Below are 22,837 nucleotides of genomic sequence, written 5' to 3' on the forward strand. Positions count from 1 at the left end.
TATTTTCTTTGAAGTCTTTAAATTCTTTTTTTATTATTTCTTCATTTTGTTCTTTTGCTTTATGAAGTACTTTATCTACCAATTCTTTTATTTTTTCTGGTGTATTCAGCACTTTTAATTTTCTACCTTCTACTATTTTTTCTCCAAAAGTAGTTTCTAATATCTCTTTTTTATAACTTTCTTTTTTTTCTTTTTTCAACTCAGTTAATTTTTCTAATTCTTTTTGAGCATCATATTGTTGCCAGTGAATTCTTATTCTTGCTTGCTGAGTACCTGCATTAAATAACCCCATTACTGGTACATATACTTGAATTGAAAATTCATTTGATTCTTTTTTTAAAGGAATTAAAAATTCTTTAGGGAATTTTTTCCCTTTCATTACTGTATCTGCTCCATTTACTGGATCATTAAAACCATCAATTACATTATATTCACTTATTGGTGTCACAGGATCATATCCTTGTGGTTTTGATGAATTATGAAATTCTCCTGTACCATTTTCTATTCCCAATTTTCCTAAAAAACCTTTAAATGTCATTAGATTTAGTGATTTGAATGCAAATAATCCATAATATCCTTTATTTGTTTTTATTATTTTTGTTGGATGAACAATTGCACCGTCTGCCATTGACAATCTTCCACTTTCATATTCCCAATAATTTATGACTGTAGAATCTGTTTCATCTATCGATTCTATTGTTTCTCCTTTTTCTTTTAATATTGATTGTAATCTTTCATATGGTGAATATTCACTATCATTATATGCTTGTACTGCTGCTTTAAAAGTTGTTAAAGCTCCTTCAATTTTTTGATTTTTTTCTAAAGCTTTTTCTGCATATCCTATATCATCTTGTAATAATTTATATGCTCCTGGAAATTTTTTACCATTATCTTTTATTTTTTTAGCATTTTCTATTTCAGTTTTAAATTCTAATATTAATTTTTCTGCTTGTGCTGATTTTTCTGTTGCTTCTTTTAACGTATTTTCTATAATAGAATTGTCATTTGCTTCTTGTATTTTTTTTGTATATTCTTCTTTTTCTTTTTTACTTAAATTTGCTAATTGGGCTATTTTTTTTATAGCTTTTTCTTTTTCTTTTTTATTTTCTTCTTTTTTATTAGTTTTTACTTCACTTGTATTTTTAGTATTATCTCTTTTCACATCTTGTTGTTTTTCAACTTGTTCTTTGGCACTAGCATTATTAAGACCTAAAACTTGCCCTCCTGTGCTCATAACCAATGCTCCTGCTACTCCAACTGCTAATATCTTATTGTATTTCATATTTTCTCCTTAATTATTTATATGTCTCATTAACTCTTATAATGATAATTATTATCATCGTAAGAGCTTAAAAAAATTTAAATCAAATCTATTTTCATTTTATCATCTTATAAATAAAAAAACAACAATTATTTTAAATATTTTTATCAAATATTTCTTTGCTAAATTTTATAAACGAGTTATATTATGCCCTGCTTGCTGTATATATTAAATTTTCAAAAAATATTTTTTTATTTTTTGAAAAAGAGTTTATAATAATAAAAATACCAACTACAAAACAAGTTTTTTTTATTTTTTGTGTTGATATTTCTTTTTTTCTTTTTTATATTTTTAAGCTGATTGTTAAATAAAACTTTTATTAAAGTATATTTTTATACAACCTATTAATTTTGATAATATTTATCCGTCTATCTTTTCATTTGAACCCACATAACCTCTTATATGCTCTTTTGCAAGTTGTTCATGCTCTTCAAATGTTTTTGAAAAATAAGCTTTGCCTTCCTTATCTGTTAGAAAATATAGATAGCCATGTTGTGAACTGTTATTTATCGCTTCGTATGATTTTTCTCCCGGAGAACAGATGGGACCTGGGGGTAAACCATAATTTACATAGGTATTATATTTTGAGTCATTTTTCAAATCTTCTAATGTTAATTCTCCGCTTGTTTTGTTTAAGCTGTAATAAACCGTAGGGTCTGTTTGTAATGGCATATTTAAAGCTAATCTATTTAGAAAAACTCCTGCTATTTTTTCATTGTCAGTTGATTTTGTTGATTCTTTCTCTAAAATACTACTCATAGTTATATATTTATGAATAGTTACTTTTTCTTTATCTCCTGATATATTCCAAACTAATTCTTGTTTTTTAAAAATTGGTAACACTTTTTCATTAGTAAGCCAAACCATTTGAGATATTAAACTTTCTATATCTTTATTTTCATCATTAATTTTTTCTATATCATATTTTGCTGGGTATAAATATCCTTCTAGCTTATATTTTATATCATCATCTTCTATTTCAGAAGTGATTAATTCTGGATACTTTTGTGACAATTTATTAATAAAATTTTTATCATTTATTTTATCTATAAAATCCTGTTTTTTTATTCCAGTTAATTTTTCCAATTTCTCTGCTATTTTTAATATATTATCTCCTTCTATTATTGATAATGTATATAAAGGTTTTGCATTATCTTTATTTGTAAGAAAATATATTATTTCATTCACACTCATATCTTGCGATAGGTCAAAACTTCCTGTAAAAAAATCTTTTTTATTTATAGTTTTTGCATAAATTTTAAATATAAATTTATTTTTTATTAATTTTTTTTGATATAAAGTTTCTACTATAGAAGAACTACCCTCTCCTTCTCTTATGTGTATTTTTACTTTATCAGAATTATTTTTATTAACAGGTGTTATTTGAGAGTGAATATATCCCAAAAATAGCATTGTAATTACCATAAATATAATAAAAATAGATGCTATCTTATTACTTGATTTTTTCCTTTTTTTATTTCTTAACTCTTCTCTTCTTTCGTAGTAATCATGTTTCATATTAGCAACTTTCTTCTGAATCTATTTCCTCTGATTCAGAATATAAAATATCAAGAACCTCAGACACCATATCCAATTCTTCATCATTTTCTAAAGGCTCAAATCTCATATTTCCTTCTTCTTCTATACATTCCATTGGAAATACTTCTAACTGATAATTATCTATATTTTTTTCTTCTGTAAAAATAAAATATAATTTGTTATTTACTGGATTGGTAAATTCTAGTATTTTTCTATATTCTTTTTCTTTTCCTTCACTGTCAACTAATTCATATACTTCTTCTTCGCTATTTATATTCATTTCATCTAATTTTTTTTCTAACATTATGCTCTCCTATTAATAGTATCTAAATATGTTTGTAATATTATAACAGCTGCCATTTTATCAATTACTTGTTTTCTTTTCTTTCTTGAAAGATTTGCTTCTAACAAAACTCTCTCTGCTCCTACTGTAGATAATCTTTCATCTTGAAATACTATTTCTACTGTTTTTATTTTTTGTTTTAATATTTCTGAAAATTTAATAGTAGCTTCCCCTCTAAATCCTATTGAATTATTCATATTTTTAGGTAGGCCTATTACTATTTTTTTTATATCTTGTTCTCTAACTAATTCTTTTATTCTTTTTATCTTAAAGTCATTTATTTCTTCATTAATTTTTAGTGTTTCTACTCCTTGTGCTGTTAAACCAAGTAAATCACTAATTGCTATACCTATAGTTTTGCTTCCATAGTCTAAGCCCATTATTCTTCCAATACTCATTATATCTCCTTAATAAAAAAATATAGTAAATATTCTAGTATTTCATTTGTATTTATTTTAGAAATTTTTTCCCTCGCTCCATTATCTCTTGGAATATATATGGGATTATTTGTTTTTATATATCCCATTATTTGATTAATAGGATCATAATTTTTCTCTTTTATAACATTTATTACATCTGTCAAAACCATTTTTACATATTCTTGTTTATATTCATCTGTTTTAAAAATATCAGTTTTATCAAAATTAGCCATATATTCTCTCCCCTTATTCTAATTCAATAATTATCCCTACAGCTCCTTCTCCTGTATGTGTTGATATTACTGGACACGTTATAAATACGTCATTATCTGTTAACTTATATCCTAAGTTTTCTAATAATGCCACTTTTATCATTTCTATATATTCATAAGAAAGTGCGTGGGCTAACTTAATAGATTTAATTTTTTCTCCAGCATCTTTTTTTATGTTTTCTATTAATGCACTTACTAATTTTTTCTTTCCTCTTACAGTTTTTATCATTTTTAGTTCATTTGTATAAAGTTTTGTTAGTATTTTTATATTTAAAAATCCTCCTATTATACCAGAAGCTTTTTTTAATCTTCCTCCTTTTACCAAATTATCTAATCTATCGATTGTTACATATGTTAAAATTTTCTTTGCTTTATTATTTAATATTTCAGAGATTTCTGATATGTTTTTTCCTAATAATATCTGATTTATACATTCTTTTATTAAGAAAACCATACCTCTTGATGTAGTTTTTGAATTTACTACTTTCACATTGGTAAATGATTTTGCTACCTGAGAGGCTGTATTAAATGTACCACTAATTACATCAGATAAATGAATTGATATAATATCGTAACCTTCATCTGTCAATTGTTTATATTTATCCATTATCTTACCAATAGCTGGCTGACTAGTAAAAAAACTTTTTGCTGTTCTCATTTTTAAAATATAGTCTTCATTTGATATATCCTCAAATTCTTCTCCATCAACATTTACAGTTAAAGGTAATACTTCTAGATTATATTTTTTTATTTCTTCTTTTGTTAAATCTGCAGTAGAGTCCACAACTATTTTTATCTTATTCACTTTTAACTACTCCTTTTTTTATATAGTGCTTAAACTTGTAATCATATTCATTATCTTTATCTTTTAAAAAACTTTTTTCTTCCACTAAATTCCATTCATTTTTATTTATATCAGGAAAGTAACTATCCCCTTTAACTGTTGCATTAATTTCTGTAATATACATTTCATCTACATCCTTAATGTATTCATTATATATACTACTTCCTCCAAAAATAAAAATTTTTTCTGTCTTTATATTTTTTAATGCTAAATCTCTATTGTTATAAACTTTTACTCCTGGAAAAGAAAAATTAGCAGAAGATGTCAATACTCTATTTTCCCTATTTGGAAGTGGAAATCCTATACTTTCAAATGTCTTTCTTCCCATAAGTATAGTTTGATTAGTTGTTAAATTCTTAACCCGTTTCATATCTGATTTTAATTTCCAAGGTATCTTATTTTTATTACCAATACATTTATTTTTATCATATGCTACTATAAGAGATATCATACTTTACCTCCTATACTGCTATAGGTGCTTTTATAAAAGGATGACAATTATAATCCGATATAGTTACATCCTCTATTTTTAAATTGAAAATAGTATCAAAATCATTTATAACTAACTTAGGTGATTTATATGGCTTTCTTTCTAATTGAGTTTTTACTTGTTCAATATGATTTAAATATATGTGTGCATCTCCTATTGTATGAACAAAATCTCCTAATTCTAAATTACATTCTTTAGCTATTAAAATTGTTAAAAGTGAGTACGATGCTATATTAAAAGGGACACCTAAAAATACATCTGCACTTCTTTGATATAATTGACAACTAAGTTTATTTTCACAAACATAAAATTGAAACATTGTATGGCAGGGAGGAAGTGCCATTGTATCTATTTCCTTTGGATTCCATGCAGAAACTATTATTCTTCTTGAATATTTATTTTCTTTTAACTGATTTATTACATTTTTTAATTGATCTATACCATCAAAATTTCTCCATTGTTTTCCATAGACATTTCCTAAATCGCCATATTTTAAAGCGAATTTTTCATCTGTTAAAATTCTTTCTTTAAATTTTTTCATTTCCTTTTTATATTCTGTCATTAATTTGTCATCTGTCAATATCCTTCTACCAAAATCAGTCATATCAACACCTTTGTATTCAGAACTTTCTACCCATTTTTTAAATGCCCATTCATTCCAAATATTATTTTTATTTTCTAATAAAAATTTTATATTTGTATCTCCTTTTATAAACCACAATAATTCTGACCATATTAAATTAAAATTAACTTTTTTTGTTGTTAATAATGGAAATCCGTCATTAAGATTAAATCTCATTTGATATCCAAAAATACTTTTAGTTCCTACTCCTGTTCTATCCTCTTTCAGACTTCCTTTTTCTAATATAGTTTTACATAATTCTAAATATGTCTTATCTGCTTTCATCTTACCTCTTTACTTTAATTTGTAATTTTTTTCTTTTAAATATTCTATCAATATTGTTATTTTAGATATTGAATCTTTACTAAAATGGTGTTCTATACCTTCCACCTCTTGATAAATATTCTCTTCTTTAACTCCTATAACACCTAAAAACTCTTCTAAAATCTTATGTCTTTTCAAAGTATAGTCCCCCATACCTCTTCCTTTAGGAGTTAAGGCTATTCCTCTATATTTTTCATATTTTATATAACCTTCTGCATCTAATTTTTTAACCATTTTAGTTACAGCAGAAGGATATATTTTTAATTTTTCAGCAATATCCGCCGACCTTGCATAGCCTTTTTTTGATATTAATAAAAAAATAGTTTCAATATAGTCTTCCATTGTTGGGGTAGTTTTAGCCATATAATTCTCCTTATAAAAGTTGAAATGGATTTTCTTCTACTTCAGATAAGTAAATATTTATATTTTTTAAAGAATTTATATTTTCTAAATATTCTTTAAATATCTTTTTACAAATATTTTCTGAAAAATGACCAATATCAATTACATTTTTATTCATTTCAATTGAATCTAATGCTTGATGATAACTTACATCTCCTGTTAAATATATGTCTACATCTGGCAATTTATAAATAAAATCTCCTCCACTACCCCCTAGTAGTGCAACTTTTTTGATATAGTTATCTGGATTTTTTGTTATCAATTTAACATATTTAAGATTTAACTTTCTCTTTACAAACGAAGAAAATTCACTTATTTTCATTTTTTCTTTTAATGTACCTTTTCTTCCCAAACCACAACCTTTAAAATCATTATTTTCAAATAAAACTTCTATATTTTCAAGTTCTAACTCTTTTGACAAATAATAATTTAATCCAAATTTTGCTGAATCTAAATTAGTATGAGCAGAAATAACAGCTATATCATTTTTAATAAGCTTACTAATAATTCTTGCCTTGAAATCATTATAATTTAAAGACTTAATAGGCTTAAATATTAAAGGATGATGAGAAATAATAAGATCAACCTTTTTATTAATTGCCTCTTTAACTACTTCATCTGTCACATCCAAACAAACTAAAATGCTAGATACCTGTCTTTTATCATCTCCAAGCATAAATCCTACATTATCCCAATCTTCTGATAATCTTTCATCTGCTAAATTTTTTATATAATTATATATATCTTTTACTATAATCATTTTTTCTCCTTATTTTCTTATTATATCATAATTACAAGCAACTATTCAACAAAAATTAAAATCACTTTTTCTCTTTATATCAAGCTTTTTAGATTTATAATTTACTATTAAGAAATAATTAAAAATTTTACTATATAATCATTCAATTTTTTCCTATATCATTTATTTTTTAAAAACATAATCTATATCTTAAATTAAAATTATATATTTTATCTTTTTTAATATTTTACTAAAAAATTATTTTAGATATTTTATATATTTGAGTAGACTTTTTCAAAAATTTAATATACGATAAATTTAGAATTTTTTATGAGGTTTTATAAATGAATATCAAAGGTTATCTAAATAAAATAATTTTTCATAATAAAAATAATAATTATTTTATATTATCTGTTTTTTTAGAAAATTCACTTGAATACTTTGAAAGTGATTATGTAACTATCGTAGGTAATTTTAATAATCTAACTTTTAAAGAAGAACAGTTATATGAATTTCAAGGAAACATAATTGAACATAAAAAATATGGAAAGCAATTTTCAGCATTATTCGCAAAAGAAATAGTTGAAAAGAATGAACAAGCATTAATTTCTTATTTATCCGGAAATTCTTTTAAAGGAATTGGGAAAAAAACAGCAGAAATCATCCTAAGTGAACTAGGACTAGAATGTCTAGATAAAATATATGATAACAAAGAAAATTTATATAATATTAAAACAATAAATAAAAAAAAGAAAGATATTATATATAGTAGTATAGTATCTAATTATTATACACAGAATATTTTTTTAGAATTAAATAAGTACAATTTAAGTAACAGTTTAATAACAAAAATATACAATCATTATAAAATAAATACTCTCGATATTATAAAAAATAACACATACGATCTCATAAAAAATATTACAGGAATAAATTTTTTTACAGTTGATAAAATAGCTGAAAAAAATGGGATTTCTTACGACTCTGAAAAAAGAATTTCAGCAGCAATTATTTATACATTAACATATTATTGTTATAGTAGTGGAAATTCCTATCTTTCTAAAAATCAACTTCTTTACAATACATACAATGTTTTATACAAAGCTAGACAAATTCAAATAGATAAAAACACAATTATAAGTGCTCTAAATAAATCTTTAGAAAATAATGAATTAGTCGAAAAAGACGATAAAATATTTTTATTCAATATTTTCCACTCTGAATTTTTTATTTTTAACGATATTTCTTCTAGAATTAAAAACACACAAAAAAATAAATATTCAGAAAAATTAATTTTAAAATATATAAAAAACATAGAAAAAGAATTAGAAATAAAGTATGATGAAACTCAAATTGAAGCTATAAGGACAGCTATAAATAACAATTTTTCTATAATTACAGGAGGCCCTGGAACTGGAAAAACTACCATTACATTAGGAATTATAAAATTATTTCAAAAATTAAATAATTACTCATATAATGAGATAATAGACAAAGAAAAAAATTTAATTACTCTTTGTGCTCCAACAGGAAAAGCTTCTAAAAAAATGGCTGAAGCAACAGGATTACACGCTTCTACAATACATAAAATACTTGGATGGACAACAGAAGATAAATCAATTGAAAATTTTACTACTAGTAACAAAATTAATTCAAAACTAGTTATTATTGATGAGGCTAGTATGATTGACATTTTTCTTATGAAAAATATTTTAAAAATAACAAATAAAAATTCTTGTATAATATTTATTGGAGATAATGACCAACTTCCTTCAATATCTATAGGAAATGTTTTAAATGATCTTATTGAGTCAAAAAAAATAAATGTTATAAAATTAAATAAAATTTTTAGACAAAAGGCCGACTCCGGAATAATAAAATTATCTCATGCTATAAAAAATAATTTAAAAATAAATATCTTGGATAACCAAAAAGACAAAATATTTATAAAAGTCAATAAAAATAATATCAACAATGAAATTCTTAATCTTTATGAAGATTTATTATACGAAAAGCAAAAAGAAAAAATTCAAATTTTAATTCCTACTTATAAATCTGATTTTGGAATAAACAAAATAAATCTTCTAATTCAAGATAAATTTAATAAAAATGAAAATCAAATAGAATATGGCAATAATATTTTTAAAATAGACGATAAAGTCATGCAACTTGTTAATAATGCTGAAGATAATGTTTTTAATGGAGATATTGGTATTATTTATGATATTTACAATGAAAACAATGAACAAAAAGTAATAGTTGATTACGATGGTCACTTCGTTACATATAAAAAAAATGAACTTAATCAAATAACCTTATCATATGCTATATCTATACATAAATCTCAAGGATCAGAGTTTGATTATGTAATAATTCCATTAGTCGATACATACAACTTTATGTTAAATAAAAATATCATGTACACTGCTATTACAAGAGCTAAAAAAAAATTAATTATTTTAGGTGATGAAACGGTTTTTTATAAATCGGTAGAAGAAAATAATGTTGTTATAAGAAATACCTATTTAAAATATTTTTTTAATAAGAATGAAAAAAATATAGAAAAAAATTATATTTTAAATATACATAATATACAAGAAATAGACCCTATGATTGGTATGGAAAATATAACACCATATGATTTTATATAAAAAAACTTGTAAAAAGAATTAATTATTTTTAAAATTTTTCTTTTTACAAGTTTTTTATTAACTTTCTATTTTTTCTAATACTTCCTTGAAGTATTTTGGTAAATCAGTATCTATTTTTATAATTTCATTTGTTATAGGATGATTAAAAACTAAACTTTTAGAATGTAACATCTGTCCTTTTGTATCTAATGTTTTTTTAGGACCATAAACCAAATCTCCTACCAGTGGAAAATTAATATATTTCATATGTACTCTTATTTGATGTGTTCTTCCAGTTTCCAGTTCACATTCTACAAGTGTATATTTTTTATACCTTTTTATAACATTAAAATGAGTTATTGCTTTTTTCCCTTCATCTGAAACTGCCATCTCTTTTCTTTCTTTCGGATTTCTAGAGATAGGAGCGTCAATAGTACCATAATCATGTTTGATATTTCCATGAACTAAAGCATAATATTTTCGTTTAACTTCTTTATTTGCTATCATTTCTGATAATTTAATATGTGATCTATCATTTTTAGCTACTATAATAAGTCCTGAGGTGTCTTTATCTATTCTATGTACTATTCCTGGACGAATTATTCCATTTATAGTCGATAAATTTTTACAGTGATACATTAATGCATTGACTAATGTCCCATCTGGGTGCCCTACAGACGGGTGAACTACTATTCCCTTATCTTTATTAATAACTAATAAATCATCATCTTCATAAACTATATTTATAGGAATATTTTGTTTTTTTATATCTAATTCTTTTTCTTCTCTAAAATTAATTATTATTTCATCATTATTTTTTAATTTATAATTTGCTTTTATATTTTTATTATTTACCAAAATATAATTTTCTAAAATTAAATTTTGAATATTTGTTCTTGAACAATTTTCAAGTTTTGATAATAAAAATTTATCTATTCTCTGTGATTTTTCTAATTCATATATTATTTTTATCATATTTACCTTTCAAAAAAATATATGCACACCTAGATGTGCATATATTTTATTTTTTATTTTTTAGGGCATGTTTTTGAGCTTTTTGCATACTACTCATCATTTGATTTATTTTTTTCTTAGAAGGTTTTTGTCCCATTTGAGCCATCATATTTAACACTACATCTTCATTTAATTGTGGATTTTTTTCCATATATGAAATAAAGTTTTTTCGTGCTATATAAAATCCTCCAATAACTCCCACAACAAGACAAATAGCTCCTACTAACACTACCATTCCTATAGACATTATTTTTTCTCCTTCCTTTTATTTGGAGTAATATCTTCTCCTTTTTCGTTAACTACTTTTGTGTTTTTCAAAATATTTTTAAGATTATTTCTAAAATTTTCTAAATATAATTTTCTATATTTTTGCAACAATTTTTGTTGTTCGTCTGTTAATTTTTTTTCTTTTTTTATTTTATTTAATTCATTGATATTTTGAATTATTTCACTAATTTCCATATTATACACTCATCAACTCAGATTGTTTGTCTTTACTTACTTTTTCTAATTCAGAAATAAACTTATCTGTAACTTTTTGTATTTCATCAGAATATGATTTCAAATCATCTTCTGTTATTTCTGATGATTTCTCCATTTTTTTTATAGCATCCATTGCTTCTCTTCTAATATTTCTTACTGCTATTTTAGAATTTTCTGTTTCTTTTCCTACTTGTTTTGCTAATTCTTTTCTTCTTTCTTCTGTAAGTGCTGGAAAAACAATTCTTATTACATTTCCATCATTTGCTGGATTTAAACCTAAATCTGATGCTTGTATAGCTTTTTCTATTTCTTTTAATAATGATTTTTCATATGGAGATATTAATAACATTTTAGGTTCAGGGACACTAATACCTGCTACTTGATTTATTGGTGTTGCTACTCCATAATATTCTACTGTAAGCCTGTCAAGAACGGCTGAGCTTGCTTTCCCTGCACGAATAGATGATAACTCTTTTCTTAAACTATTTACAGTTTTAGCCATTTTTTGTTCTAAATTTGATATAATTTCCTTCGGCATAATTATCTCCTCATTTATTTTATTTTTTTATAGATGTTCCCATCTTTTCTCCATTGATTACTCTAATTATATTGTCTTCTTCATCTATTGAGAAAACTATTATAGGAAGATTGTTGTCCATACAAAAAGATATCGCAGTTGAATCCATTACTGCTAAACCTCTATTTATAATTTCCATATGAGTTAAGTCATCAAATTTTTTAGCACTTTTAACCAACTTAGGATCTGCAGAATAAACTCCATCTACTGCATTTTTTCCCATTAATATTACATCTGCATCTATTTCTTTTGCTCTTAATGCCGCTGTAGTATCAGTTGAGAAAAATGGATTTCCTATTCCTGCTGCAAATATAACAACTCGTCCCTTCTCTAAGTGGCGTATTGCTCTTCGTCTTATATAAGGCTCTGCCATAGCTTTCATCTCTACAGATGTCAACACTCTTGTATCAACACCTTTTTGTTCCAATGAATCTTGTAATGCTAGTGAATTCATTACAGTAGCTAACATTCCCATAGAATCTGCTGTTGCTCTCTCCATTCCGAGTGCTTCTCCAGTTTTACCTCTCCAAATATTTCCTCCACCAACTACTATAGCAATTTCAACATCTTGTTTTTTAGCTTTTGCTATTTGATTAGTTAGCTTATTAACAACTTTAGGATCTATTCCAAAACCTTTTTCTCCTGCTATAGCTTCTCCACTAAGCTTTAAAAGTACTCTTTTGTATGCCTTACCCATTTTATATCCCCCTGAGTTTTTAACTTTTTTAAAAAAGCACACACTAAAACGGTGTATGCTTTTTTTTAATTAGTTTCCTTTTACTTGGCTCATTACTTCTTCGGCAAAATTATCTTCTCTTTTTTCTATTCCTTCTCCAACTTCATATCTTACGAATTTAGTTAGTTTTCCACCTTTTGAAGCAACAAATTTTTCAACTGTCATACTATCATCTTTTACAAATTTTTGTTTTGTTACGCATATTTCTTCTAAATATTTATTTAATCTACCAACAACCATTTTTTCAACTATTTTAGCTGGTTTTCCTTCTTTTAATGCTTGTTCTGATAGTACTTTTTTCTCATGTTCTAATTCTTCTTTAGATACTTGTGTTTCATCTAAATATTTTGGATTTAATGCTGCTATGTGCATTGCTACATCTTTAGCTACACTTGCATCATCTATTCCATCAATAACAGTTAAAACGCCAATTTTTCCTCCCATATGAGAATATAAACCAAATACTGCATTATCGTTTTTAACTATTATTTCAAATCTTCTTAATGATAATTTTTCTCCAATTGTTGCAATGGCATTATTTATTGCATTTTCTACTGTAATTCCATCTATATCCAATTTAAGAGCTTCTTCTAATGTTTTTGGTTCATTTTTTAAGATAACTTCAGCTATATTTTTAACTAATGTTGTGAACTTCTCATTTTTAGCAACAAAATCTGTTTCTGAATTTATTTCTAAAATTAATGCTTTATTATTATCACATAATAAATATGTTGTTCCTTCAGCAGCTATACGTCCTGCTTTTTTAGCAGCTTTTGCTATTCCATTTTCTCTTAAATAATCTATTGCTGCTTCCATATTTCCATTAGCTTCTGTAAGTGCTTTTTTACAGTCCATCATACCTGCACCAGTACGACTTCTTAATTCTTTAACTTGTGAAGCTGTTATTGCCATGATAATTCCCTCCAATATCGCTTTATTAACTTTTTTTTATTCTTCTACTGTTTCTTCTTTTTCTTCTACTTCTTCAGTTTCTTTTGTCTCTTCTACTTCTTCTATATTACCTTCGTTATATGAAACAAATGCATCAGCCATTTTAGATGTTAATAATTTAACTGCTCTGATAGCATCATCATTTGCTGGTATTACATAGTCTACATCGTCAGGATCACAGTTTGTATCAACAATCCCTACGATAGGAATACCTAATTTTTTTGCTTCTGCTATTGCATTATGTTCTTTTTTAGGATCTACTACAAACATAGCATCTGGCATAGATTTCATTTCTCTAATACCACCTAAAAATTTATTTAATTTATCATATTCTTTTCTTAGTTGAATAACTTCTTTTTTAGGGAGAACTTCAAAAATTCCATCTGCTTCCATTTTTTCAATTTCACTAATTCTGTCAATACGTCCTTTAATTGTTTTATAGTTAGTAAGTGTTCCTCCTAACCAACGGTGATTAATATAATATTGACCAGATCTTTCTGCTTCCTCTTTAATTGCTTCTTGAGCTTGTTTTTTTGTTCCTACAAAAAGCATTTTTCCACCTTGATCTGCTATTGATTTAACAAATTCATAAGCTTCATCAACTTTTTTTACTGTTTTTTGTAAATCTATTATATATATTCCATTTCTTTCTGTAAATATATATTTATCCATTTTAGGATTCCATCTTCTTGTTTGGTGTCCAAAATGAACTCCTGCTTCTAAAAGTTGTTTCATTGAAATAACTGACATAGTTATTGTCCTCCTTGGTTTTTTCCTCCGATATCTTCTTATTAGTTGTAGACAAATGCACCAAACAACTAATCTAATATCGTGTGTTTTTTAGTTGAACATAATCAACCTTTTTAATTATATAGTAAACAGCTTTGAAAATCAAGTATTTTAATACTTTCTTTTTACTTTTTATGAAATTTAAGATATATCAAAAAATTAACAAAAAAAGCTAAACAACTTTGTGCTTAGCTTTTTTCTATTATCATTATTAATTAAGTTTAGTTAGTGAGAGTAATTATTTAACCCAAGCTCCACTTCCGTCTACATAGTAGCTACCTACATATGTATCGTGTGCCATTGCTCCGCTTTCAGTTAAGAAATACCATGTTCCATTAACTTCAACCCATCCTGTTTGCATATATCCATTTTCGTCAAAGTGATACCAGTCATCTCCTACTTTTTCCCATTCGTTAGCTGGGTATGTACCATTTGCTCTTTGATACCACCAACCTGTAGTATTTTGAAGCCATCCTGCTGGTTGATATGCACCATCTGCATTAACAAAGTATCCATCAGGTGTTACTGTGTTTGCTAACATATAACCACCTGCATTGAAGTAATACCATGTTCCATTTATTAATTTCCATGCACTTGCTGGGTATGAACCATCTGCATTTCTGTACCACCAACCTGTAGTATCTTGAACCCATCCTTCTACTACTGATGGAGTTTCTGGTGTAACTGGTGTGTTACGCCAAACTGTAGCTACAGCATCTAAGTAATCAGCAAAACTTACACCTTTATCTGCTGCTTCTTTTTTAGCTACTTCTAAGAAGAATTTTATTTCTTTTAATGTTTGTTGTTTTTGAGCTAAATCTGTTGCTTTTTCTAAATCAGTTTTGAATTTCATGTATACATCGTAATTAGGGATTTCAAGAGCATCAAATTGTTGCATTACAGTATCATCTGTCCCAAATACATTTAATATTTCAGTTTTCCATTTTTCTACTTCTTGTAAATCTTTAGCAGAATCTATTTTGTAGAAATATTGTTCTTTAGTAACACCATGTTTTTTCAAAAATTCTTTAGCTTCTGCTTTAGCTTCTGCTAATTTTTGAGCATCATTGTGTTCAGCAATTGTTACAGAACCTTCGATACCAGCTTTGAATTTTTCTACATCTTCTAATGTTTTTAATTTTTCTAAATCTGCTAAAACTGCTGCTTTTTGTTTAGCATTTTTGAATTTTTTTTCTATTATAGGTTTTAGCTCATCTTTTGCTTCTTTTAATTTTTTTGCAAGTTCTGCTGCTGAATTTTCTTTTTTATCTTGCAATACTTTATCAACTTGTTCACTAAAACTTGGACTAGTTGGATCAGTATAATTAGCTGCTTGTGCAGTGAAACCTACACCACTCATAACGATAGCTACACCTAACGCTGATGATATTAATTTGTTTTTCATAACTATTTCTCCTTTTAATTTAAATATTAATCATAGTCTAATTATATATATATATGTATATATTGTCAACAACTTTTATTGCATTTTATAAAAATATTAAAACTTATTTTAAATCTTTGAATGCGAAATCTCCTTTTATTTTCATGAAATATTATTTTTATTTTTCATTTTATAATACGAATATATATTTTTATTTTTATTAAATATATAATAGATTTTATATTTTATTTTATTAAAATAATAATAAAATGTTATATTGTCAGTATTAATATTTGTTTTTATAATGATATTCAATAATAAATTTATAAATTTATTATTACTATTTCTAGTTAATAAATAATAAATATTCTTGAAAATCAAATAATTAAATGTGTATTTTCCCCTAAACTCAATAATTTAATGCTAGAATATTAATATTTTAAAATATCCTATATCATTAAATCTTTTAAATTAAAATTATCAAAAATCTAGATAATTAAAAAAATTTTTAAAAGATTTTATACATAAAAAAAAGAGAACTATTAAATAATAGTTCTCCTATGACGTCCCGGGAGGGATTCGAACCCACGACCGACGGCTTAGAAGGCCGTTGCTCTATCCTGCTGAGCTACCGAGACATTTGAAAATACTTTAATATTATATATTTTTTATTCTTCTTTGTCAATATTATTGTTGATATTTTTTTAAAATTATAAAATCAACAATAATATGAAGTAAAATAAAATTAAAAATGATAGTATTCAATTAATCATTTATCATAAATAAAATAAATAACTAATACATATTAAATCATTATTGTTAATGATAAAAAAAGCTAATTTATACAAATTAAACTATCTTTTTCTAAATATTTAGGCTCTTTGTCAATAGTATAAGAGAAAAATTTTTTAAAAAAATTTTCAGTTTCAAAAAATACCAACTAGAAAAACAAGTATTTTTTTTATTTTTGTGTTGATACTTATTTTTTAAAATTTTAAAGCTGATTTTTTCTCTAAATAATTTATCAACGATTATATTGTACAACCGTTTTTTCTCTAAATAATTTATCAACGACTATATTACATAACCATTTTGTTTAGTTTTAAAGCTGGTTCTTCTTTCCTAAATTATTATCGGCATGTTATCGTAGAACCTATTTTCCTTTTTTAATCTAGTTTCAAACTAAAATCTTTTCTCAACATTGTTTTAAACAAAAAAAGGAAAACCAATGTCTAAAAAGGTTTTCCTAATGAATTTTTAAAACTATCTTCTTAATCCTAATGATTTTATTAATTGACGATATCTTTGAATATCTTTTTTAATCAAATAGTCTAATAAGTGACGTCTGCGTGATACTTTTTTTAATAAACCTCTACGTCCTGCGTGGTCTTTTTTATGTGTATTTAAGTGTTCAGTTAAACTTTCTATTTCTGCTGTTAGAACAGCCACTTGAACTTCTACTGAACCAGTATCAGTTTCATGCACACGATATTTTTCGATTATTTCATTTTTTCTTTCTTGACTTATTGCTGCCATTTGGCACCTCCATTTATTTTTTTATCCTAAATCTGAGTATAGAATCGGAGTGTTTCTATACCAAGAAACAGGCTATGGTTATTTTATCTTAAATTTTAATTTTTTTCAAGTATTTAAAAAATTTTATTAAAATCTATTTCTTCTTTTTCTGCTACTTTTTTGTCAATGTTTAATTGTTTTTTTAATTCATTCATATCATTAAATTTTTTTTCTTCTCTTATATACTTATAAAAATAAATATTTATTTCCTTATCATATATATCTTCATCAAAGTTTAAAATATGTGTTTCTATAGAAAGGTTATTATCAGCAGAAACCGTTGGGTTATACCCTATATTTGTGATTCCTTTATATAATCTATCATTATACTCTACAACAGTTAAATATACACCATTTTTTTGTGGTATTATGTAATCAGTTACTTTTAAATTCGCAGTAGGAAATCCTATAGTTCTTCCAAGCTGTTTCCCTCTGACTACTATTCCAGAAATTTGATAATATCTTTGTGTTATTTTTTTGTAATTTTCTACTTCTCCTGAAAGAATATATTTTTTTTGGAGAGATGTAGAAATTTTATTTTCTTCTATTTTTTCTATATTTAAGATATTTACATTTATTTCTTTATGATTTTCTTTGATATACATAGGTGTTCCTTCTCCCATATAACCAAATTTATAATCTTCTCCACAAAAAACATCTTTAATATTTAATTTTTTTAACACTTTATTTACAAATTCTTCTTTTTTTAGTTTTTTCAATTTATCATTAAATTCAAGAAAATAAAGTTCTTCTATTCCTAAATTTTCTATTATTCTTTTTTTTAATTTATTAGGGGTTACTATTTTTATATTTTGATTTTTTATATAATTTTTAGGACTATTTAAAAATGTTATTAAAACTGATATTTTATTTTCTTTTTTTGCTTTTTCTACTGCACTTTCTATTATTTTTCTATGTGCTATATGAATCCCATCAAAATATCCTAAAGCACACGTTCTTTTTTCTTCTTTTTTTTCTATTTTATCAACATCTAAAATTTCAAAAAATTTCATAAATATCCTTCTTTTACTCTATTTTTGTAGGAAATATATTTTTTACAGTCAAAAGTTCATCTGACCTTTCTTTTAAATAATATATTCCAATAGCCTTTTTTTTATATGTGAAAACAACTGGATTTTCAAAATCAATATCTTCAAACTGATTTTTTCTAAATCTTAAACCATTTTGAATTTGCTTTGCTCTATATTTAGGAACTTCATAAAATTTATAATTTTTTAAGGCATATTCTTTAGGTAATAAAATCGAGTTTATTTTTTCCAGATTTTGTTTTATGTAATCTAAAGTATATGTATCAGCAATAGTTATATCGCCTGTTGCAATTCTTGTTAACTTGCTCATACAACTTGGAAGATTTAACATTTCTCCTATTTGAGTGGCTACCGTTCTTATATAGGTACCTTTTCCACAACTTATATCTACTGTGAAATAGCATTTGTTTTCTCTATAATGAATACTTTTTTCATCAATGTCTATACTGTTTATCGTTACAATCCTTTTTGGTATTTCTACATCAAACTTGTTTAATCTTGCATACTCATAAAGCTTTTTCCCATTAACTTTTACAGCAGAATATATAGGAGGTTTTTGTTCTATTTTCCCTATAAGTTTTTTAGTCACTTTTTTTATTTCTTCTATGGGGATGTTTTCTACATTTTTCTCATTTAATATATCACCAGATAAATCTTCTGTTGTTGTACTCATTCCTAGACATATTTCTGCTCTATATTTTTTACCTAAATTCATTGCATAATCACTTACTTTGGTACTATCGCCTATTAAAATTAAAAGTATTCCTTCTACATCTGGATCCAAAGTTCCTGCATGACCTATTTTTTTTATTTTTAATATTTTTCTAAGTTTAAATACAACATCATGACTTGTCATATTTTTTTCTTTATATATAGGTAAAATGCCGTTTATCATTTTTTCTCTTCCTTACATTTTGGACAAAGTCCATATATTTCAAACTTGTGATATTCTATTGTATATCCTTCTAATTCAGGAATTATAAACTTGTTACATAAATCAACATTAATATCTTTTGCCTTTCCACAGTTGATGCAAATATGATGATGGTGATGATGAACTGTATCAAAACATTCTATTTTAAAAAATCTTTCTCCCTTTATTTCTATATATCCTAGAATTTTTAGTTCTACATAAGTATTCAAATTTCTATAAATAGTATCAAAACTTAATCCCGGATACGTTTTGACAAGAATCTCTGATATGTATTTTGCATTAAGATATCTATCTTCTTTTACAAGTAATTCTATTATCGCTTTTCTTCTTTCTGTATACTTATAGCCATTTTCTTTTAAAATAGCCATTATTCTTGAAACTTTTTTTTCTATAGTCATATTTCACCTTTTAAAAAGAGTTATTTCTTATTTTGCCTTTTTGCAAATTTTCTTCTCTCTTTTTGTTTTAATTTATCCATTTTATATTTATGTTTTTTCTTGTACCCTGGTTTTACTTTTTTACTTGTTCTAACTTTACTTTTTAGTTTTTTTGTTAAATCGTGATCTGGTGTTACTTTTTTTCGTTTTTGCCTTTTGTTTCTATCTTTTACTTCTATAAATTCACCATTTTTAATATCTTTATGTTCAAATTTTATACCAGATTTTTCTAAATGTTTTAATTTATCTTCATCTTTTTCGGAGTATATCGTTATACAAATACCGTCCATTCCTCCTCTAGCTGTTCTTCCAGCACGATGAACAAAAAAATCTAAATCATTTGGAATATTATAATTTATAATGTGACTAACCGCTTCTATATCTATACCTCGGCTCATCAAATCACTAGCTACTATATAAGTAAAATCTAAATTATTAATTCTTTTTTGGACTTGTTTTCTTTCTCTGCTTGAAAGATCTCCGTGTAAAGCTCCTACTTTTATTCCTCTAGAAGAAAGATACTCAGTTATTTCTTCAACCTCTTTCTTTTTATTAGCAAAAATTATTGCTAAATAAGGATTTATTGTATCTATTATATTTGAAAGTCGCTGTATTTTTGTATATCCTTTTTCTGAAACAAGATAATATTTTATATTTTTAGGACTTGGATTTTTTATTTCTACAAATTCAGAGTTTTTAAAATGTTTTTTCAAAAATACAGATATTTGTTTAGATATTGTAGCTGAAAAAACCGAAAAAGAACAATTTTTACCCGTTTTACTTATTATATTATCAATATCATCTATAAATCCCAAATCTACCATTACATCACATTCATCAATAACAAAATATTTAACAGTTTTTAAATTTATAGCTCCCCTTTTTGATAATTCTAAAATTCTAGTTGGGGTTCCTATTATAATTTGAGGATTAGATTTCACCTTTGATACATCTCTTAATATATCTTGTCCCCCAATTAATAAAGAAATTTTAATAGATTTCTTTGAAAATGATGCTATATGTCCTGCCATATCAAATAATTGCCGAGATAGCTCTCTTGTAGGAGCTAATATAATTGTCTGAAGCTGAGAATTATCTGCATCTATCTTGCTAAATATAGGTAATAAAAATGAATGAGTTTTACCACTTCCAGTTTCTGATTTAGCAATTATATTTCTTCCCTTTAGAATAGGAGAAAATACCTTTTCTTGAACTTGGGTAGGTTTTTTAAAACCTAAATTAACTATTGAATCATTGACAAAATCAACAAATTTAAATTGTTCAAATGATTTTGGTAGCATCTCTTACCTCCATTTTTAAAATTTTCTTTATTATACAATAAATACATTTCTTTTTCCATTTATTCTTAATTTCTAAACTTTAAAAATCTACAAAAAAATGACAAAATAAAAAATATATGATAAAATAGCTTTTAAAACTAAATATATGAAAGCATTTAAAAGGATAACAATATGACTAATAATTTAAAAAATTTAATTGGAAATACCCCTTTAATTAAATTATCACTAGATGACGATGAAAATACTGCAGATATTTATTTTAAATTAGAGAAAAATAATTTAGCAGGAAGTATAAAAGATAGAGTAGCACTTTACATGATAGAAGATGCGGAAAAAAAAGGAATTTTAAAAAAAGGTGATACTATAGTTGAACCAACAAGTGGAAATACCGGAATTGCTCTAGCTTGTATAGGAGCATTAAAGGGATATAATGTAATTTTGGTTATGCCTCATACAATGAGTAAAGAAAGAGAACTTTTGGCGAAAGCTTATGGAGCTAAGGTAATAAGAACAACAGAGGGAGGATTAAAAGGCTCTGTCGACAAAGCAAAAGAACTTGCTAGTATGGACGGATATTTTATGCCTGACCAATTTAATAATAATGCTAATGTTAAGGCACATTATGAAACTACAGCTCCTGAAATATTAGAAAAAATTACTCCAGACGCTTTTGTCGCAGGGTTTGGAACTGGTGGAACTATTAGTGGTGTAGGTAAATATTTAAAAGAAAAATTAGAAAAGGTCAAAATATACGCTGTAGAACCAGCAGAAAGTCCAATGTTGTCAAAAGGATATGCCTCTAGCCACAAAATACAAGGAATTGGAGCAAATTTTGTGCCTAAGATAATTAATAAAAATGTAATAGATGAAATTATAAATATAAAAAGTGATGATGCAATAACTATGACAAAACTTCTAGCTAAAAAATATGGTTTACTTGTCGGCATATCTTCTGGTGCAAATGCAAAAGCAGCACTTAATGTTGCAAAAAAACTTGGGAAAGGAAAAGTAGTAGTAAGTATTTTGCCAGATACTGGAGAAAGATATTTAACTACAGGTATATACGATATATAAAATATGGAATTTGAAGAATATAAGAAAGAACTTATAGTTACAGCACTAAAAAAAGATCCATCATTAAAATCTGAAGATGAAGCAATTATGTTTACATCTGGAGTTAAAGCATTATTATCTCATTTCAGTGCTCATAAACTTTATAATGAAAAAAAATTTTTAGAAGCAAGTGAACTTAGTTTTTTAGCAAAAAAAGAAACAGGAATTGAAATACACCCTGGTGCTAAAATAGGAAGAAGATGTTTTATAGACCATGGAATTGGAGTCGTTATAGGAGAAACAAGTATAATAGGCGATGATGTTGTTATGTATCATGGAGTTACTTTAGGAGCTATTGAAAATAAAAAAACAAAACGCCATCCTACTATAGGAAATAACGTTCTAATAGGGGCAGGAGCCAAACTATTAGGAAACATAACTATTGGAGATAATGTTAAAATTGGAGCAAATGCCGTAGTTTTAAAAGATATACCAAAAAACTCTACTGTAGTTGGAATACCAGGTAAAATAATCAAAAATAATAACTAAACATTTTAAATTAGAGCATAAATCTTATTTATTAAAATTTATGCTCTAATTTTATTATAA

The 22,837-nt window shown here is 25.5% G+C and carries 26 protein-coding genes and 1 tRNA gene; 3 read left to right on the forward strand and 24 right to left on the reverse strand.

From position 1 onward, the window contains the following. The 10 genes from HMPREF1871_RS00005 to HMPREF1871_RS00050 all read right to left on the reverse strand — a co-directional run. A partial coding sequence (locus tag HMPREF1871_RS00005; protein ID WP_198145734.1) for an ATP synthase subunit B family protein occupies positions 1-1,282 on the reverse strand: 1,282 nt, incomplete at its 3' end. A 399-nt stretch (positions 1,283-1,681) separates the two neighbouring features. Then, positions 1,682-2,839: an endolytic transglycosylase MltG gene (gene mltG, locus HMPREF1871_RS00010; RefSeq protein ID WP_066128215.1), complete on the reverse strand. Its 1,158-nt coding sequence runs from the start codon at positions 2,837-2,839 to the stop codon at positions 1,682-1,684. 1 nt (position 2,840) lies between these two features. Next, positions 2,841-3,164, reverse strand: a complete 324-nt coding sequence (locus HMPREF1871_RS00015) for a DUF1292 domain-containing protein (protein WP_066128218.1) — start codon at positions 3,162-3,164, stop codon at positions 2,841-2,843. Next, positions 3,164-3,601 (reverse strand): Holliday junction resolvase RuvX, encoded by a 438-nt coding sequence (gene ruvX, locus HMPREF1871_RS00020; RefSeq protein WP_066128221.1) that lies wholly within the window; start codon positions 3,599-3,601, stop codon positions 3,164-3,166. Before ruvX ends, HMPREF1871_RS00015 begins: the two co-directional genes overlap by 1 nt. Beyond that, positions 3,601-3,855, reverse strand: a complete 255-nt coding sequence (locus HMPREF1871_RS00025) for an IreB family regulatory phosphoprotein (protein ID WP_066128225.1) — start codon at positions 3,853-3,855, stop codon at positions 3,601-3,603. Before HMPREF1871_RS00025 ends, ruvX begins: the two co-directional genes overlap by 1 nt. Before the next feature lie 13 nt (positions 3,856-3,868). Then, entirely contained in the window at positions 3,869-4,699 is an 831-nt protein-coding gene (locus tag HMPREF1871_RS00030; protein ID WP_066128227.1) for a DegV family protein, read from the reverse strand. Then, a complete protein-coding gene (locus tag HMPREF1871_RS00035) occupies positions 4,692-5,189 on the reverse strand; it encodes a dihydrofolate reductase (protein ID WP_066128231.1) in 498 nt (165 codons plus the stop codon). Before HMPREF1871_RS00035 ends, HMPREF1871_RS00030 begins: the two co-directional genes overlap by 8 nt. A gap of 10 nt (positions 5,190-5,199) precedes the next feature. Further along, positions 5,200-6,135 carry a thymidylate synthase gene (locus HMPREF1871_RS00040; RefSeq protein WP_066128233.1) on the reverse strand — a complete coding sequence of 312 codons (936 nt, stop codon included), beginning with the start codon at positions 6,133-6,135 and terminating at the stop codon, positions 5,200-5,202. 9 nt (positions 6,136-6,144) lie between these two features. Further along, the gene (gene mntR / locus HMPREF1871_RS00045; RefSeq protein ID WP_066128235.1) at positions 6,145-6,537 is read right to left on the reverse strand and encodes a transcriptional regulator MntR; all 393 of its coding nucleotides are present in this window, start codon (positions 6,535-6,537) and stop codon (positions 6,145-6,147) included. A gap of 10 nt (positions 6,538-6,547) precedes the next feature. Further along, positions 6,548-7,336 carry a Nif3-like dinuclear metal center hexameric protein gene (locus HMPREF1871_RS00050; RefSeq protein ID WP_066128239.1) on the reverse strand — a complete coding sequence of 263 codons (789 nt, stop codon included), beginning with the start codon at positions 7,334-7,336 and terminating at the stop codon, positions 6,548-6,550. A gap of 323 nt (positions 7,337-7,659) precedes the next feature. On the opposite strand from HMPREF1871_RS00050, the gene recD2 reads away from it, so the two are divergent. Next, complete coding sequence (recD2, locus tag HMPREF1871_RS00055) at positions 7,660-9,966, forward strand: SF1B family DNA helicase RecD2 (RefSeq protein WP_066128242.1); 2,307 nt, start codon at positions 7,660-7,662, stop codon at positions 9,964-9,966. A gap of 57 nt (positions 9,967-10,023) precedes the next feature. On the opposite strand, the gene HMPREF1871_RS00060 is transcribed toward recD2, so the two are convergent. The 14 genes from HMPREF1871_RS00060 to HMPREF1871_RS00130 all read right to left on the reverse strand — a co-directional run bounded on the left by HMPREF1871_RS00060 (position 10,024) and on the right by HMPREF1871_RS00130 (position 21,175). After that, positions 10,024-10,920 (reverse strand): RluA family pseudouridine synthase, encoded by an 897-nt coding sequence (locus tag HMPREF1871_RS00060; protein ID WP_066128244.1) that lies wholly within the window; start codon positions 10,918-10,920, stop codon positions 10,024-10,026. A gap of 46 nt (positions 10,921-10,966) precedes the next feature. Then, entirely contained in the window at positions 10,967-11,206 is a 240-nt protein-coding gene (locus HMPREF1871_RS00065; protein ID WP_066128247.1) for a YneF family protein, read from the reverse strand. Continuing rightward, positions 11,206-11,421, reverse strand: coding sequence for a DUF896 domain-containing protein (locus HMPREF1871_RS00070; protein WP_066128249.1), 216 nt, complete (start codon positions 11,419-11,421; stop codon positions 11,206-11,208). The genes HMPREF1871_RS00065 and HMPREF1871_RS00070 overlap by 1 nt, the downstream gene beginning before the upstream one ends. 1 nt (position 11,422) lies before the next feature. After that, the gene (frr, locus tag HMPREF1871_RS00075) at positions 11,423-11,980 is read right to left on the reverse strand and encodes a ribosome recycling factor (protein WP_066128252.1); all 558 of its coding nucleotides are present in this window, start codon (positions 11,978-11,980) and stop codon (positions 11,423-11,425) included. Between the two features lie 19 nt (positions 11,981-11,999). After that, positions 12,000-12,716 carry a UMP kinase gene (gene pyrH / locus HMPREF1871_RS00080; RefSeq protein ID WP_066128254.1) on the reverse strand — a complete coding sequence of 239 codons (717 nt, stop codon included), beginning with the start codon at positions 12,714-12,716 and terminating at the stop codon, positions 12,000-12,002. A 69-nt stretch (positions 12,717-12,785) separates the two neighbouring features. Further along, the gene (tsf, locus tag HMPREF1871_RS00085; RefSeq protein ID WP_066128257.1) at positions 12,786-13,667 is read right to left on the reverse strand and encodes a translation elongation factor Ts; all 882 of its coding nucleotides are present in this window, start codon (positions 13,665-13,667) and stop codon (positions 12,786-12,788) included. Between the two features lie 36 nt (positions 13,668-13,703). Continuing rightward, positions 13,704-14,456 carry a 30S ribosomal protein S2 gene (gene rpsB, locus HMPREF1871_RS00090; RefSeq protein WP_066128260.1) on the reverse strand — a complete coding sequence of 251 codons (753 nt, stop codon included), beginning with the start codon at positions 14,454-14,456 and terminating at the stop codon, positions 13,704-13,706. A gap of 277 nt (positions 14,457-14,733) precedes the next feature. Then, entirely contained in the window at positions 14,734-15,900 is a 1,167-nt protein-coding gene (locus HMPREF1871_RS00095) for an albumin-binding GA domain-containing protein (RefSeq protein WP_066128263.1), read from the reverse strand. A 543-nt stretch (positions 15,901-16,443) separates the two neighbouring features. After that, positions 16,444-16,517, reverse strand: a tRNA-Arg gene (locus HMPREF1871_RS00105). A gap of 625 nt (positions 16,518-17,142) precedes the next feature. Next, the gene (gene rpsO, locus HMPREF1871_RS00110; protein ID WP_066128269.1) at positions 17,143-17,415 is read right to left on the reverse strand and encodes a 30S ribosomal protein S15; all 273 of its coding nucleotides are present in this window, start codon (positions 17,413-17,415) and stop codon (positions 17,143-17,145) included. 113 nt (positions 17,416-17,528) lie between these two features. Beyond that, on the reverse strand, positions 17,529-18,467 hold the full coding sequence (locus HMPREF1871_RS00115) for a bifunctional riboflavin kinase/FAD synthetase (protein ID WP_066128272.1): 939 nt from the start codon (positions 18,465-18,467) through the stop codon (positions 17,529-17,531). Between the two features lie 13 nt (positions 18,468-18,480). Continuing rightward, on the reverse strand, positions 18,481-19,398 hold the full coding sequence (truB, locus tag HMPREF1871_RS00120; protein ID WP_066128275.1) for a tRNA pseudouridine(55) synthase TruB: 918 nt from the start codon (positions 19,396-19,398) through the stop codon (positions 18,481-18,483). After that, positions 19,395-19,835, reverse strand: a complete 441-nt coding sequence (locus HMPREF1871_RS00125) for a Fur family transcriptional regulator (protein ID WP_066128278.1) — start codon at positions 19,833-19,835, stop codon at positions 19,395-19,397. Before HMPREF1871_RS00125 ends, truB begins: the two co-directional genes overlap by 4 nt. Before the next feature lie 20 nt (positions 19,836-19,855). Continuing rightward, positions 19,856-21,175 (reverse strand): DEAD/DEAH box helicase, encoded by a 1,320-nt coding sequence (locus HMPREF1871_RS00130; RefSeq protein ID WP_066128281.1) that lies wholly within the window; start codon positions 21,173-21,175, stop codon positions 19,856-19,858. 171 nt (positions 21,176-21,346) lie between these two features. On the opposite strand from HMPREF1871_RS00130, the gene cysK reads away from it, so the two are divergent. Beyond that, positions 21,347-22,249 carry a cysteine synthase A gene (gene cysK / locus HMPREF1871_RS00135; RefSeq protein ID WP_066128284.1) on the forward strand — a complete coding sequence of 301 codons (903 nt, stop codon included), beginning with the start codon at positions 21,347-21,349 and terminating at the stop codon, positions 22,247-22,249. 3 nt (positions 22,250-22,252) lie between these two features. Next, complete coding sequence (epsC, locus tag HMPREF1871_RS00140) at positions 22,253-22,777, forward strand: serine O-acetyltransferase EpsC (protein ID WP_066128286.1); 525 nt, start codon at positions 22,253-22,255, stop codon at positions 22,775-22,777. Positions 22,778-22,837: the final 60 nt, after the last annotated feature.

The organism is Gemelliphila asaccharolytica (genome assembly GCF_001553005.1).
GTDB lineage: Bacteria > Bacillota > Bacilli > Staphylococcales > Gemellaceae > Gemelliphila > Gemelliphila asaccharolytica.